This is a genomic window from Pseudomonas sp. GXM4 (assembly GCF_008923895.1).
GTDB classification, from domain to species: domain Bacteria; phylum Pseudomonadota; class Gammaproteobacteria; order Pseudomonadales; family Pseudomonadaceae; genus Aquipseudomonas; species Aquipseudomonas atacamensis.
On the sequence record NZ_WBRZ01000001.1, the window covers coordinates 37,659 to 52,538 of the forward strand.

General features: G+C 58.1%; 13 protein-coding genes and 2 pseudogenes. 9 read left to right on the forward strand and 6 right to left on the reverse strand.

Annotated features, from left to right (window positions below; all coding sequences use genetic code 11):
- Position 1: 1 nt before the first annotated feature.
- The 5 genes from F8N49_RS00170 to F8N49_RS00190 are packed head-to-tail and all read left to right on the forward strand — an operon-like array spanning position 2 to position 5,016.
- Positions 2-583: a cupin domain-containing protein gene (locus F8N49_RS00170; protein ID WP_151550544.1), complete on the forward strand. Its 582-nt coding sequence runs from the start codon at positions 2-4 to the stop codon at positions 581-583.
- On the forward strand, positions 580-1,563 hold the full coding sequence (locus tag F8N49_RS00175) for a fumarylacetoacetate hydrolase family protein (RefSeq protein ID WP_122750417.1): 984 nt from the start codon (positions 580-582) through the stop codon (positions 1,561-1,563). The genes F8N49_RS00170 and F8N49_RS00175 overlap by 4 nt, the downstream gene beginning before the upstream one ends.
- A gap of 9 nt (positions 1,564-1,572) precedes the next feature.
- Positions 1,573-2,574: an NAD-dependent epimerase/dehydratase family protein gene (locus F8N49_RS00180; protein WP_151550545.1), complete on the forward strand. Its 1,002-nt coding sequence runs from the start codon at positions 1,573-1,575 to the stop codon at positions 2,572-2,574.
- Entirely contained in the window at positions 2,552-3,346 is a 795-nt protein-coding gene (locus F8N49_RS00185) for a cyclase family protein (RefSeq protein WP_151550547.1), read from the forward strand. The genes F8N49_RS00180 and F8N49_RS00185 overlap by 23 nt, the downstream gene beginning before the upstream one ends.
- A 38-nt stretch (positions 3,347-3,384) precedes the next feature.
- Positions 3,385-5,016, forward strand: coding sequence for an arylsulfatase (locus F8N49_RS00190; RefSeq protein WP_151550549.1), 1,632 nt, complete (start codon positions 3,385-3,387; stop codon positions 5,014-5,016).
- A gap of 59 nt (positions 5,017-5,075) precedes the next feature.
- Here the strand turns inward: F8N49_RS00190 and F8N49_RS00195 are convergent, their stop codons facing one another.
- Together F8N49_RS00195 and F8N49_RS00200 are read right to left on the reverse strand one after the other, a co-directional pair.
- Entirely contained in the window at positions 5,076-6,149 is a 1,074-nt protein-coding gene (locus F8N49_RS00195) for an aromatic ring-hydroxylating dioxygenase subunit alpha (RefSeq protein WP_151550550.1), read from the reverse strand.
- 36 nt (positions 6,150-6,185) lie between these two features.
- Positions 6,186-7,139 carry a PDR/VanB family oxidoreductase gene (locus F8N49_RS00200; protein ID WP_151550579.1) on the reverse strand — a complete coding sequence of 318 codons (954 nt, stop codon included), beginning with the start codon at positions 7,137-7,139 and terminating at the stop codon, positions 6,186-6,188.
- A 291-nt stretch (positions 7,140-7,430) separates the two neighbouring features.
- Here F8N49_RS00200 and F8N49_RS00205 point away from each other — a divergent pair, with 291 nt between their 5' ends.
- Positions 7,431-7,901 carry a MarR family winged helix-turn-helix transcriptional regulator gene (locus tag F8N49_RS00205; protein WP_122746204.1) on the forward strand — a complete coding sequence of 157 codons (471 nt, stop codon included), beginning with the start codon at positions 7,431-7,433 and terminating at the stop codon, positions 7,899-7,901.
- Between the two features lie 182 nt (positions 7,902-8,083).
- On the opposite strand, the gene F8N49_RS00210 is transcribed toward F8N49_RS00205, so the two are convergent.
- Positions 8,084-8,485 (reverse strand): MerR family DNA-binding protein, encoded by a 402-nt coding sequence (locus tag F8N49_RS00210; RefSeq protein WP_256675366.1) that lies wholly within the window; start codon positions 8,483-8,485, stop codon positions 8,084-8,086.
- Here F8N49_RS00210 and F8N49_RS00215 point away from each other — a divergent pair.
- Together F8N49_RS00215 and F8N49_RS00225 are read left to right on the forward strand one after the other, a co-directional pair.
- Positions 8,379-8,642 (forward strand): annotated as a pseudogene (locus F8N49_RS00215) (SDR family oxidoreductase); the annotation flags it as partial. The gene F8N49_RS00210 and the pseudogene F8N49_RS00215 overlap by 107 nt on opposite strands.
- Positions 8,643-9,226: 584 nt before the next feature.
- The gene (locus F8N49_RS00225) at positions 9,227-9,538 is read left to right on the forward strand and encodes a hypothetical protein (RefSeq protein ID WP_122746205.1); all 312 of its coding nucleotides are present in this window, start codon (positions 9,227-9,229) and stop codon (positions 9,536-9,538) included.
- A 194-nt stretch (positions 9,539-9,732) separates the two neighbouring features.
- On the opposite strand, the pseudogene F8N49_RS00230 reads toward F8N49_RS00225, so the two are convergent.
- A pseudogene (locus tag F8N49_RS00230) lies at positions 9,733-9,879 on the reverse strand (IS5/IS1182 family transposase); the annotation flags it as partial.
- A gap of 445 nt (positions 9,880-10,324) precedes the next feature.
- On the opposite strand from F8N49_RS00230, the gene F8N49_RS00235 reads away from it, so the two are divergent.
- Positions 10,325-11,779 (forward strand): TrkH family potassium uptake protein, encoded by a 1,455-nt coding sequence (locus tag F8N49_RS00235; protein ID WP_151550551.1) that lies wholly within the window; start codon positions 10,325-10,327, stop codon positions 11,777-11,779.
- A 59-nt stretch (positions 11,780-11,838) separates the two neighbouring features.
- On the opposite strand, the gene F8N49_RS00240 is transcribed toward F8N49_RS00235, so the two are convergent.
- Positions 11,839-12,324, reverse strand: a complete 486-nt coding sequence (locus tag F8N49_RS00240) for a DUF6130 family protein (protein ID WP_151550552.1) — start codon at positions 12,322-12,324, stop codon at positions 11,839-11,841.
- 121 nt (positions 12,325-12,445) lie between these two features.
- Entirely contained in the window at positions 12,446-14,836 is a 2,391-nt protein-coding gene (locus F8N49_RS00245; protein ID WP_151550553.1) for a TonB-dependent siderophore receptor, read from the reverse strand.
- Positions 14,837-14,880: the final 44 nt, after the last annotated feature.

Here is a 14,880-nt window from a genome sequence, read left to right on the forward strand (position 1 = left end):
CATGCAAGCGCTTCCCCCATTCAAACGCGTGGTCACCGGGCATGATGCCCATGGCCGCGCGGTCGTCGCCAGTTTCGGAGCAACCGCTAACGTCTTCGCACTGCAAGCGGTGCCTGGCACGGTGTTTCATGAGATATGGAACAGCAGCGGCAGTCCGGCACTGCTCGACAATGCCGATGATCCAACCAGCAAACCCTTACAGCTGAGCCCCGGCCCGCTGGGCAGTGTGATTCGTGTCGTCGACATTCCGCCAGACAGCGTGCAAAACCAGGTCAGCGATGCCGCTGCTGCGGCCGCGTTTGCCGAAATTGGCCAGGCGCATGCCGGCACCCGCCAAGCGAACTCGCGGCACAAACTGATGCACCGCACTGAAACCCTCGATTACGGCATCGTCACTGAAGGCGAGGTCTGGCTGGTGCTCGACGATACCGAAGTCCATCTCAAACGCGGCGACGTGGTGGTTCAGCGCGGCACCAATCACGCGTGGAGCAACCGTACCGAGGCCATGGCGCGCATGGTCTTTATCCTGCTGGACGGGCGTTTCGCCGCGCAATTGCAAAACTGCCCGGGAGAAACATCATGAAGCTCGCAACCTTGAAAAACGGTAGCCGTGACGGCCAGTTGGTGTTGGTTTCGCGCGACATGTCCCGGGCTATGGACGCCCGTTCGGTAGCGCCGACCTTACAGCAAGCCATCGAAAACTGGGCTGAAGCCGAACCGCGTTTGCAAGCCCTGGCGCGTGAGCTTGAAAACCACGATTGCCGCGAGGCCTTTGCCTTCGACCCCGCGCAGGCTATGGCACCGTTGCCGCGTGCTTACCAATGGTGCGATGGCTCGGCGTTTCTCAGTCACGGCGCACTGATGCAGAAAGCGTTCAACCTCGACCCGATTGAAGGCGCCGACCGCACGCCGTTGATGTACCAGGGCGCCGGTGATGACTTCATCGGCGCACACGATGACATCGAACTGCCGAGCGAAAGCCAGGGCATCGATTTCGAAGGCGAATTTGTCGTGCTGGTCGATGATGTGCCGATGGGGTGTTCGGCGGAAAACGCGTTGCAGCACATCAAGCTGATCCTGCAGATCAATGATGTCAGCCTGCGTGCACTGGCGCCGCGAGAAATGCGCACCGGGTTCGGTTTCCTGCAAGCGAAACCGTCCTCCAGCTTTGCCCCGCTGGCGATTACCCCGGATGAACTCGGTGAAGCCTGGCGTGATGGGCGTGTGAATTTGCCGCTGCAAGTGCAATGGAATGGCGAGTGGTTTGGCCAGCCGCACGGCGCGCAAATGAACTTTCACTTTGGCGAGCTGATCGCTCACGCGGCCCTGACCCGTCGCTTGCGCGCCGGCACGCTGATCGGTTCCGGCACGGTGTCGAACGCCGAGCGCAACGTCGGCTCGGCGTGCATCGCCGAACGTCGGGCCATTGAGATGATCGAGCAGGGCGCGGCGGTGACAGGCTTCATGCGTTTCGGTGATCGCGTGCGCATGGACGTCACCGGCAGCGATGGCCAGTCACTGTTTGGTGCGATCGATCAACGCGTCGTCAAGGCCCACGGCTAAGGAACGCCCATGCGTGTACTGATTACCGGAGCCAATGGCTTTGTCGGTCGCGAACTGCTGCGTTGTCTGCTCGCACGCGGCAGTTTGCGCGGGCAACTCATTCGTTCGTTGCTGGTGCTGGACACTGACGTCCAAGGCCTGCCCGACGACCCGCGCCTGCGTCGGCACAGCGGCAGCGTGACGGATGCAGCGTTGATGCGCCGTGTCCTGGCCGATGGCATTGATGTGGTGTTTCACTTGGTCAGCATTCCCGGCGGAGCAGCGGAGGCGCATTACGAATCGGGTTATCAGGTCAACCTGCTGGCCAGCCTCGAACTGCTTGATCAACTGCGCAACAAGGCGCGACCTCCGGTGTTGGTGTATACCAGCAGCGTTGCGGTGTACGGCGCCGATCTGCCGGCAAAGATGAACGAACAGGCTGAACTGCACCCGCAACTGTCGTACGGCACACACAAGATGATGGTCGAGCGGGCGCTGATCGATCTGGGTCGGCGCGCTGAAGTCGATGGCCGCGCGGTGCGCCTGCCGGGCATTGTCGCGCGACCGCGCGAACCCAACGGCTTGCGCTCGGCTTTCATGAGCGACTTGATGCGTGCGTTTGCCGAGGGCGCTGACTATTGCTGTCCGGTATCACCGCAAGCAACAGCGTGGTGGATGTCGGCGCGCTGTTGCGTGAACAACCTGATCCACGCCGCCGAGCTGGATGAAGCCGCCGCGCAACAGCGGGTCTGGCAACTGCCGGTGCTGCATTTGTCCATCGCCCAAGTCATCGATGCACTGGCGGCAACTTACGGCGAGCAACGCCGTGCGCTGATCAGTTTCGCCGCTGATCTTGAGCTCGAAACCCTGTTCGGGCGCATGCCGCCCTTGAAAACCCCGCAGGCCCGCGCTGCCGGTTTCTGCCATGACGGCAACGTCGCCACGCTTATTCGCAACGCCCTCAATCCAGCCCCTTTTCGGCATCTGCCGTTGAACGGAGACACGCCTCATGTCACAGCCCATCCAGCGTAAACGTCGTTTGGTCGACCTTTCGGTGACCCTCGATAACAACCCGTACACGGATCCGCCGCCGCTGTTGCCGAAAATCGATTACATGGATCACCAGCAAGGCTGGCCCGAGATGGCGGCGATGTTCCCGGGGTTGCAGCTTGAGCAGATGCCCGGCAATGAATCATGGGCCGCCGAGCGTTTGCAGATCACCACTCACAGCGGCACCCACATGGATGCGCCGTGGCACTACGCCTCGACCACCGATGGCGGCGAGCCGGCGTTTGGCATTGATGAGTTGCCGCTTGACTGGTGTTTGCAGCCGGGGGTCAAACTGGATTTTCGCCACTTGCCTGACGGTCACGTGGTGACGGCAGAAGAGGTCGAAGCGGAACTGGCGCGCATCGAGCACACGTTGCAGCCGTTCGATATCGTGCTGGTCAACACTCGCGCCGGTGCGCTGTTCGGTCAGCCGGGTTATCTCGACGCCGGCATTGGCATGGGGCGCGAAGCGACGATGTATCTGCTGGAGCGTGGCGTGCGCGTGGTCGGCACGGATGCCTGGAGCTGGGACGCGCCGTTCAGATACACGCGTGAGCGTTTTGCTGCCAGCGGCGATGCCTCGATCATCTGGGAAGGGCACAAGGCCGGGCGCGATATCGGCTACGGGCAAATGGAAAAACTGGCCAATCTCGAGTCCCTGCCAGCGAGCGGCTTCACGGTGTCGTGCTTTCCTTACAAGATCCGCCATGCGTCTGCAGGTTTCGTGCGTGCGGTGGCTATTTTCGAAGAGTGAGTTCCGGACACTCCTTCAACAACAATAAGAGAAAAACGATGGCTCTATCGCGATTACCGCTGACGGCACTTTTTTGCGCCTTGGCAATGGGCGGCGGCGTGGCCATGGCGGCCAGCCAACCGAATATTCTGCTGATCGTGGCGGACGATCTCGGCTACTCGGATCTGGGCAGCTATGGCGGTGAGATTCACACCCCCAGGCTGGATGAACTGGCTCAACAGGGCGTGCAATTCACCAGCATGTACGCGGCGCCGACCTGTTCCATCACTCGATCGATGTTGCTGTCCGGCACTGACAATCACTTGGTCGGACTGGGCACCATGGCCGAAGCCTTGCAACCGTTTCAACAGGGTAAACCGGGGTATGAGGGTTACCTGAACGGGCGTGCCTACTCGGTTGCCGAGCTGCTCAAAACGGGCGGCTACAACACGCTGATGGTCGGCAAATGGCATCTGGGTCTGGAAACTGATCAAGGCCCGGACCGACGCGGTTTCGAGCAGTCGTTCACCTTGCTGGAAGGCGGGGCGACGCACTTCAAACCCGCCAGCGTTGCACCGACGCCTTTGGAGCATGTGCATTACCGTGAAAACGGCCAGCCGGTAGAGGTTCCCGAGACGTTCTACTCCACAGACTTTTACACCGACAAGCTGATTGGCTACCTGCAAAACACCCAACGCCAGGGCAAACCGTTTTTTGCCTATGCCGCCTACACGTCACCGCACTGGCCGTTGCAAGCGCCTAAGGAATACCTGGACAAATACCGCGGCCGCTTCGACCAGGGCTACGACACGGTGCGTTCGTCGCGCATTGAGCGGCTGAAAAAACTCGGCCTGGTGGACAAGGACTTTCAGCCGGCGCAACCATTGCCCGTAAACCCGAGACTGCCCGGTTGGCAGCAGCTCACGGCTGAGCAGCAGAAAATCGAAGCGCGGAAAATGGAGATCTACGCGGCAATGGTCGACAACCTCGACCACAACATTGGCCGGGTTATCGACTACCTGCGCCAAAGCGGCCAGTACGACAACACGGTGATCGTCTTCATGTCCGACAACGGCGCAGCGGCGGAAAATCATGCGCAGTTCTATCCGCCCGGGGTGAACACCGATAACAGCCTGGCCAATCTGGGCCAGCGAGGCTCGCAGGTCGACTATGGGTTGCGTTGGGCGGAAGTCAGTGCCGCGCCTTTTCACTTGTTCAAGGGCACCACGGCCGAAGGCGGAATCAGTGTGCCGGCGATCATTCAACTGCCCAAGACACTGCGTCGTCACGGCGTAGAAAGGGGCTTGGCACGGGTGGATGATCTGGCGCCGACGTTCCTTGATTTGGCGGGCATCGCCTTGCCGAGCGAAGCGGACAAACACCCGATCACCGGCCGATCCATCCTGCCAATGCTTGTAGGCAAGGGCAGCCCTCACGACGATGAGAGTCTGGCCGGAGAGTTGTTCGGCAATGCTTATTATCGTGAGGGCAATCTCAAATTGTTGGGCATGCGCCCGCAAGCGGGGTTCGGCGACCATGCGCAGCCGCCGCAATGGCAGTTGTTTGATGTTGCCCAGGATCGTGGTGAAACCCATGACCTGGCGGCGGCTCAACCGCAGACGGTCGAACGGCTCAAAGCCGCATGGCTCAAGTATGCCGAGCGGGTCGGCGTAGCTTTTCCGCCGCGTTAGTGCGGCAGAGGCTTTGAACACAGTGGACGGCATTTGCCGCCGCCACTGTGTTGCGGCCATCAATTTGTCGGATTGCGCAGTCGCTCGATGATTCTACGAGCACGATTGGCTCCGACGTCGACGTGAATATCAATCATCGGGCGGGTACCGAACCGGCACATGTTCTGGTATTGCGCTTCGATCACCACTTTGTCTTCGTCGAACGTCAATCGCGTCTGATGCAGAACTTTGGCTGTGACGGCCTCGGGATCATGTTCAGGGTTGGTGGCCATGGTCCAGAAGTAGTGGCTTGTGGCGTCTGTTTCCGGTGTTACACCGTGAAAGCCGCGCATATGAAACCCACCTCGATCCGGGTTGTTCAGATCGTCCGTGCCCGTGTCTATCGCGCCGGTCCAGATGCGCAGGTGATTGAAGTGAAATTCGATCTCCTGCCAGCGGTCGATGTTTCCTTTGAACGGGTAGGCCGCGGTGTAGGTCGGCGGGGGAACGGAATCGGGCATGTGACGAACCACGCGAACCATTGAGTCGTCGCCGTCCACACTCATCTGCGCGTTCATGTGAATACTGGCGTTGCCGCCAATGGTGTGCAGATGGACATAGCCCAGGTGACTGAGGTCCATGAGGTTGTCGTGGATGAGTTGATAGGGCGCGTCGTAGTGATAGACATCACCGTCGAACAGGTACTTACCGCTGCTGTGCACGTCGTAGACCGGTGGCGCGAATGTCGGCTGCGGATGCTCAGCGCTGCCAAACCAGATCCAGATGATCTGATCCTGCTCCCGGACAGGGTAGGCAGGCACTTTGGCTTTGCTCGGGATCTTGTCCTGTCCCGGAATTTCGATGCATTTCCCGCCTTCATTGAATAGCAGACCGTGATATCCGCAGCGCAACCCGCGTGCTTCCACCGTGCCGCCGGACAGAGGCAATGCACGATGGCAGCAGCGGTCTTCCAGCGCGGCGACCTGGTTATCTTCCGTGCGAAAAAGCACCACCGGTTTGTTCAGTAAGGTGCGGCCAAGAGGCTGGTCTTTCAGTTCCCGGCTCAAGGCCGCGACATACCATTGATCGAAGGGGAAGCTCGGCGTAGTGGCTGGGGCAATTTCATGTGCGAGGGGTTGGGCAGCGGTTGTCATGATGTTCTCCGGCGAGCGGTCGATGCTCGGTTCAGGTCAAAGATCCAATACCAGACGGGGCGATTTGGCACGTGAGCAGCAGGGGGTGAAACGGTCGTTGGCAGCGTGTTCGGCGGCGGTCATGAACTGGTCACGGTGATCGCCAATGCCTTCGAGCAAGCCCGTGACACAAATGCCGCAGACGCCTTGCTCGCACGATGACTCGATGGCAATCCCGGCCTCATCGAGCACTTCGAAAACAGTGCGATCGGCGGGGATGTAAAAAATCTGCCCTGTGCTCGCAAGCTGGACTTCGAAAGGCGAATCAGCGCTTGCATCGACAGGTGCGGCGGCGAAAAACTCTCTGTGCACACGATCTTCCGGCCAGCCAGCGGCCTGCGCGGTGTCGAGGATGAAATTCATGAAGCCGCCCGGGCCGCACACGTAGAGGTGAGTTGTAGTGTCTGGCGCGGCGAGGAGGGTGGTCGCATCGAGTTTCTGTTCGGGCGCGCCGCTGTCGTCATGCAAATACACGTGGTTTGCGAATGGCGCTTGCCGCAGGTATTGGATAAACGCGGCACGCTCGCTGGATCGAAAGCAGTAATGCAGCTCGAAATCCGCACCTTGATGATGCAGTTCATGAGCCATTGCCAACATCGGCGTAATGCCGATACCGCCGCCAAACAGCAGGTGACGCTTCGCTGATTCGGCGAGTGGAAAGAGGTTGCGTGGTTCGCTGATGCTGAGTGTCTGTCCCTGACTGATGGTGTCGTGCATCGCGTTGGAACCGCCGCGTGAGGCAGGATCCTTCAGCACACTGATTACGTAGCGATGACGTTCTTTGGAGTCATTGCACAGCGAGTATTGCCGGGTGAGGCCGCCGGCAATGTGGATGTCGATGTGAGCGCCGGCGTTGAATGGTGGTAACGGCCGACCGTCCGCTGCGCACAGCTCGAAACTGCAAATACCCTCGACCTCGACGACCTTGCGGGCGACGTTGACTTGAAGCATGACTTCTCCCTCCACATTGAAGTGGCTGCTGAAAACGAGCGGAAAAAAGGGGGCGAGCGGGTGACGAATCAGCCGGGCGCGAAGAAGTAGAAACGGTGGGAAATCATGGGCGCCACGGAAGGGCAAGGCTGGCGAGAGTTCATAAGCAAGACCTGTTAATTATTTTTTTGAGGTTGTGCTACGGCGTATCATGCGGCGCATTGTCCGCAATGCTTGGCTGAGTAAATCCTCAGACAAATTGGTTGCGGTGTCAACCAAATTACAAGATCTTCGATCTACGGTGTTTTCTCGATGGCTACCGATACACAACTGAACCTGTCGCGTTATGTACCTGGCCTGGTGACGTTCCTGGCGAACAAACTCGCCACCGGGGCTTCCCAGTGCTATCGCAAACACTTCGGGATTGGCGTGGTTGAATGGCGGATGCTTTCAATGCTGGCCGTGGAATCCGACATCACCGCCAATCGAATCTGTCAGGCGATCGGTCTCGACAAGAGCGCTGTCAGTCGTTCATTGCAAACGCTGGAAGCAGCGGGGCGGATCACCAGTCAGCTGGATCCCAAGGATGCACGGCGTTACACCGTGCGATTGACGGCCAGCGGCAAAGAATTGCATGACCGTGTACTCAAGGTTGCGTTGGAACGAGAGTCGCGCCTGCTCAGCGGACTGACCCATGCTGAGGTCGATACGTTGATTGACTTGCTTGGGCGCCTGCATCTGCAAGTGCCCAATGTGAACAGTTACGACCCGAGTGAGGAGTGAGTCTCGGCAGACTGCAGCGTGGAATTGGCGTTGAAAGCTGCTGCGCGGTGCGAGTTGCCGGACTGCTGATATCTGCTGTGCATGGGTGTACACGTCTAGCCGAACGCCTGAATTCCGCCCATCGTGACTGAGAGAAACCGGCCAGGAATGATCACCATGATGCACCTGGAAAACGAGCTGATTTAATGATTGGAGGAGTTGCTCAGTCGCTGAAGCTCAAGTTGCCTGGCGGCACTGGCTTCCAGGGTTGCACGCTCTTCATCCAGATACCGATAAATGCTTTGGAGGTTGCCGATTTTCTGTTTGATGTCTGCCATCTTATTTTCAATCAGCTTCGCACCTTCAGCACAATCGATCAGCTTGTTCCGCTGCGCATCCAGAATCTCGCCTATTTCCCCCAGAGAAAAACCCATGCTTTGCGCGCGCTGGATAAAGTCCAGATCCTGCAGAGTTTGCTCGTTGTAAACGCGATAGTTGTTGGGCGGGTGCGCAAACCAGGTATTCGCCGTAGCTGGCGATCTGGAACAAGACAACCTCGGGCTGAGTGTTGCTGACCGAGAAGTGCTGAGGCGCGCCAGCGTCATATTCCACTTGGGTGCCCACTTCGCATGGGGGCTTTCAGTGGAACACTCTCGAGCGGTGAACGTAGAAGGGGCAAAGCGGGTGGCGCTGTTGGCGGCTGAGCAAAAAAGCCGTTTAGTGATGATCGGCGGCTACATGCTGAAAAATCATGAACACCTGCACTGGCCAGTGACGGACTTTTCCGTGCTGGTGCAGGCTATTCGAGGAGCGAGGCTTCCGCTCTCCCTGCGCATGGTATCTAAACGATGACGCCAACATCGCCTACGCTTGTCGCGCGCCGGATCGCGACAGGTTGTCATTGCCTGTCCTGTTTGTGAACGGCGACTACGACCAGATGGACAATATCAAGGGCAATCGATTGGCGACCCTATGCGGGCGGTTTGTGCAGGTCTCACCATAACGAGCCCGCCAGGTGCGCACTGGCGGCCGCTGTATTGCAAGTCAGAACTCGTTGTTGCTATTGATGACTGGCTTCAGAGCAAAAAGCTTTGATGCCTTGGCGTATAGCGATACGAAGCAGATTCCCAGCCTGCGTTGTTAATCTTTCAGACCGCGTTCTCGAACCGCCCGGGCCAATTTCAGCCGATGTTCACTGACTCCAAGAGTTGGATTTCTGCTTTTCGCGATAGGCAAAAACGGCCAAAGGCGGACGCCCAACGCACTTTTTTCCAACCCAAAGCGGTCATCATCATGTTCAAGTATTATTGCGCCGATGCTCGGACTGTTCATAGGTAGGTTGATGCATGGCCAGAAGCGTTAGGCTTCAACAGAAACTTCATTCAAAGTATCTCATTGAGGTAGCGGGAGAGGTGGTGCTTGATGACTGCCTTGTTGAAAAGCTATGGGCGCTCAACAGAGGTGACAGGTTTGAGTTGAATTCACGCTCCTTCGGGTTTGGACCTGTTCAAAAATACCGCTTGGAATACGCGATAACGAGAGGCCCCATTCCTGGGCATTGGCTCTACAAAGAATTTGACCCAAAGGAACTGACATTATTTTTTACGGCAAAAGACTTTGCCGGCATTTGCCATGGCTGGACCTTGCTTGACGAGTGACCATTCACGGTTCGCTGCCTAGGAGGCAGCTTCCGGCCCAGAGTGTGTAAAAACGCGCTGATGCACTGTCGGCGCGCAGCGCTGACGGTTGTTAGCTGAGTAATTGCTCACAACAAGTCCTGCGGATCATCACGAGGGTCTGGGAGCCCCTCGCGCCGCTTCTACCTTGCTGGGTGGCCAAAATACAGACCTCTTCAGGCCGACAGCGCCTTCATTAAACTGCTGGTACCGAGAATTTTCATGACTCGTTTCAAGTTGTAGGCGAGGACGTTCAAGCTCATCTCCGCACTTACTCCGTTCAGCTTTCGTGTCAGGAAATGTGTGGCGCCCATCCATTGTTTGGGCCGATGGTCCCGGTGCCGCGTTTGAACTGGAGTCCGTCACCTTCGAAGAGACGCGTGATTACATCGAGGCGCTGCCTTACGTCAAAGGGAATCTGCTACACGTGCAGTACTGCGCGCTCAAGCCCTTCTCTGATTACGAGAGACTCGTTTCCTCCTGATGAGCGATCAGCGCAGATCAACTTCCATTTGCAGGGCGCTGCATGCTGCAGCCAGATTTTACGCGCAGCATGCAGCATCAGGTCGGGACTCGTTTGATGCGAAGAGGGCTGGCACTGGCGGCTTCTGCCGTTTCCGGCCTTTTGCGAAGGCCTATAATTGACTCATAGCCACGCTTTGACTCCCGCAGCCTGACTGATTGCAGGTAAAAATTTTACGGAGAATTTACGCAGTCTTTATTGAGGGCATCCGATACTGCGCGGCGCTAATTTGGAACGCTATCGTGATGTCCCTCGCAGCAATTCGGCTTATCGGCTTCATTTTGGGTATTTTTTTGATCACCCTGGCGGTAAGCATGGCTATACCCATGATGACGCTGGTGATCTATGAGCATAGCGACGAACTGTCGGCCTTTCTCTGGTCGAGTCTGATTACCTTCATCTGTGGTCTGCTGTTGATCATGCGAGGGCGTCCGGAGACTGGCAATCTTCGGCCCAGGGACATGTACCTGCTGACTACCGCTAGCTGGGTTGTTGTGTGCGCCTTCGCAGCGTTACCCATGGTTTTCATCAGCGATATCAGCTACACCGATGCGTTCTTTGAAACGATGTCGGGCATCACAACCACTGGCTCGACGGTACTCACCGGTCTGGATAGCGCCTCTCCCGGCTTGTTGATCTGGCGTTCCATGCTGCACTGGCTAGGCGGCATCGGTTTTATCGGCATGGCTGTCGCGATTCTTCCGCTCTTGCGAGTCGGCGGCATGCGTCTTTTCCAGACAGAGTCCTCGGACTGGTCGGAGAAAGTGACACCACGTTCTCATGTCGCAGCCAAGTACATTCTTTTGCTCTATCTGGGCCTGACGGGTATCGGCACCTTGGCGCTCTGGCTCGCAGGAATGACCCCATTCGAAGCGATCAACCACGCAATGTCGTTGATCTCTACCGGCGGGTTCTCGACGTCGGACTCCTCCCTCGGGCACTGGGAGCAGCCAGCAATTCACTGGGTGGCGGTAGTCATCATGATCCTGGGCAGCCTGCCATTCACCTTGTACGTCGCAACCTGCCGCGGCAATCGGCGTGCGCTGATCAGGGACCACCAGGTACGCGGGTTTATTGGATTCCTGCTCGTCACATCGTTGGCGGTAGGTACCTGGCTGTATTTGCACAGCGACTACGGATGGTGGGATGCGTTTCGTATCGTGGCGGTCAATGTGACCTCGGTCGTCACGACCACCGGAATTGCAGTTGGCGACTACACCTTGTGGGGCAGCTTCGCTGTTTTGCTGTTTTTCTATCTGACCTTCGTCGGAGGCTGTTCCGGCTCAACGGCAGGCGGGCTGAAAATCTTCCGTTTTCAGGTGGCTGCCGCGCTTCTGGTCAGCAGCTTGAAGCAGTTGATCCACCCTCGAGCCGTGATTCAGAAAAAATACAACGGCCATCCCATCGACGAGGAAATCGTCCGCTCGCTGCTGACCTTCTCGTTTTTTTTCACCATCACGATTGCCGCCATCGCTTTGGGCCTGGCTCTGATCGGGCTTGATTGGATTACCGCCCTGAGCGGTGCCGCTACGGCGGTGTGTAACGTCGGCCCCGGCCTGGGCACCATTATTGGACCGGCAGGTAATTTCTCGTCACTGCCAGATGCGGCCAAATGGCTACTCACCGTTGGCATGCTGCTAGGCCGGTTGGAAATCCTGACGGTGTTGGTGCTCGTGACCCCGGTTTTCTGGAGATATTGAGCCAGTCATTCGCTGGCAGAGACGCCGATTGTTGCCTGTTTCGGTGAATAGCACAGCAGTCATGGTTTTACCGCGTGATGATCGTCAGTACGGGGAGCGTCCATCGGTTTCTTCTCCGGTACTGTAAAACTCACTGTCGTACTGGTGATGATCTGGTGCGTCGGGTCGGCCACTTCCAAGAGTACCTTGTGAGGACCGGGCGTTAGCCCGACCAGGATAATCGGGTCTTCACTGGTGTGCGCCCACGTACCTTTCCAGTCATCGACGGTCACGTGAAGGTGACCTAAGCGTGGTGATACCTCAGCAGCCACTTTGCCAAATACCGGCATGATCCTGGCGTGCTCTGTTCGAAACTGGATGATGACCACTCCACGGGCGAGCGGCTCGGCAAGCGGCGGGTAGGCAATGAGTCTCGGCGCACTCTCGGATGCCAAGGGCAGTATCGCCGGTGGAGAATCGCTGTCTGCTGCCCCTTGTCCAAGCACGGATGTGCAAACGAAGACACCCACAGCCAAGGCAAATAGCTTTCCGGGAGCGAGGGACATGATCTGTTTCTCCGCGTGATTTCATTCAAGCGTAGATCAAGCTGGGTATTGCCCGTAGTTAACGGTGCCCGCGGTAACGCTGGCACCGTTTTCTGTGTGGGGAAAACGCTGACCCGCCTGCTTACCAGTTGTAGCTCAGCTTGGCGGTAATCTCGCGGCCCGGGTTGTAGAAGTTCGCGGTGCCGGAGCCGACCACGTGCTGCTCGTCCAGCAGGTTGCTGAGGTTCACAGCCAGGTCGGTGCCTTTGGCGATCTTGTAGTTGAAGGCGGCGTCGAACAGCGTGGTGCCATCGCTTTTGCCGGAGTTGGCTGCATCGAAGTAATAAGCGCCGACGTAGCGCGCACCCAGGCCCACGCTGACATCAGTGGCGGGTACGTCGTAGTAACTCCAGAGCGAAGCTGAATGTTTGGGTGCCGTGGCGAACTCGTTACCCTTCAGCGAGCTGCCGTCGTACAACGAACCGCGCAGTACTTCGGACTCCATATAGGAATAGCCACCGATCAGGCTGAGGTTCTGCGTCACCTGCGCCTTGGCCTCCAGGTCGAGGCCGCGTGCACGTGATTCACCCACCGTCTGCTGCTCGATGATGCCGCTCGGCAGCACCACGGCGATGGTGACGTTTTCCTGGGTCAGGTCATACACGGCGGCGGAGAACAGTGCATCCATTCCCATCGGCGCATACTTCACGCCCACTTCGTACTGCCTGCCTGTCTGCGGTGTCACGCCAACCTGCGGCGGCGAGACGGATTCGACCATGCTCACGTAGGTGGACACCTCATCGTTGACGATATAGGTCAACGCACCTCGGTAGGAGGTTTCGGAGAAGGTGTCTTTCTCAGTGGATTGCAAGCCTTTGCTGGTCAGGTCCATCGAGTCGTTGCGCACACCCCCGGTGACGATGAAGCGCTCGTAGAACGACAGGTTCTGCTGAAGGAAGACGGCCTTGGTGGTCGCGTCTCGTTTGTTGACAGCATACGGCGCGATTGAGCGTGGAACGCCAGTAAACACCGGGTTGGCAATGTCGATCGGGGTCGTCAGGGCGTAGACCGAGCTTTCCTTGGTGGTCGAATCGAGATACTCCACGCCCACCAGGCTGCTGCTGTCGATGTTCTCGAAGCGGGCATCGTATTGCAGCATCAGATTGCCGTTGAACTGGTCAGCTTCGGTGTCGGTGCCAAACAGGTATCGATCAACGGTGGTACCGACACGCGCGGCGCTGTCGCTGAGGTACACGTAGCCGAAATCATCGGTCAACTTGCTGTAACGCAGATTGCTGCGCAGCACGAAACCGTTGTCGAAATCATGGGTGACGTTACCGCTGAGGCTGGTGCGCTCGACATCGTGGAAGTTGTAGCTGGGCTCGCCATAAAACTTGCTGCGGTCGTATTCCCGATCCAGCGGATAGCCGCCGCTGTTGGGCGAACTCTCGGTTTTCAGGTAATCCAGAATCATCGTGGCCGACGTGTAATCCGTCGGTGCCCAGGTGAGGCCACCCATAAACAACTGGTTGTCGTCCTGCGAATGATCGTACTCGCGGTCGCTGTTCTGGCCTTTGGCTGTAAAGCGGCCGGCCAGGGTTTTCTCGTCGTTCAGCGCATCGCCGACATCAATGCCTGTCTCGACATGGTCAAACGAACCGTAGGTCACATAGCCTTGGCCAAACTTCTCGAAGCGCGGCTGTTTGGTCACGAAATTCACCGAACCGCCCGGGTCCGCAGGGCCAAACAGGGTGGAGTTGGCGCCACGCAGAATCTCGATGCGCTCATAGGCGAATGGGTCTTCGCGTACGCCGCGCATTGAGCTGAGGGTCAAGCCGTCACGGTAGGTGGTGGCCTGGAAGCCGCGGATCTGGAAATAGTCGTTGCGATCATCCGTACCATAAAAGTCGCTGACCACGCCCGGCGTGTATTGCAGCGCTTCTTCCGTGGTGCTGACGCTGCGCTGCTGCATTTCCTTGTTGGTCACCACCGACACCGATGCCGGTGTATTGAGAATGCTGGTGGCGACCTTGCCGCCCACCCAGAGCTCCTTGGCAACCACCGAGTTGGCGTCGTCGTCGGCACTGACCCGGACCTTGGCATTGATGATGAGCGGGGCGAGGCGGTAGTCCTCAACAGCCGTTGCGTCGAGCTCCAGCGGGCCGGCGGTTTTTGCTTGAGGGGTCAGCAGGTAAGCATTCGGGCCTTGCTGTTCGACCTGCAATTCGCTTCCCTGGAGCAACGATGACAGCGCTGCCGATGTATCGAGCGAGCCATTCACCCCAGCCGTGGTGCGGTTCGCCACACTCGAGGCGTCGAAGGAAAGACTGATGCCAGCCTCGCGCGCAAAGCGGTCAAGCGCTGGCGCCAGTGGCCCGGGGGCGATATTCCACTGTTTGACTTGATTGCTGTGATCAGCGCCCGAGGTTTGCGCCAGCGATGGCAATGCGTAGCTGCTCACGATCAAACCCAGGATCGCACCGTGCATGGCACGACTTAATGGATGGCGCTGTGAAACCGGGGACGAACTCATTTTCTCGCTCCAAGAAAGGACATCGGCAGACTGGCCTGTATTCC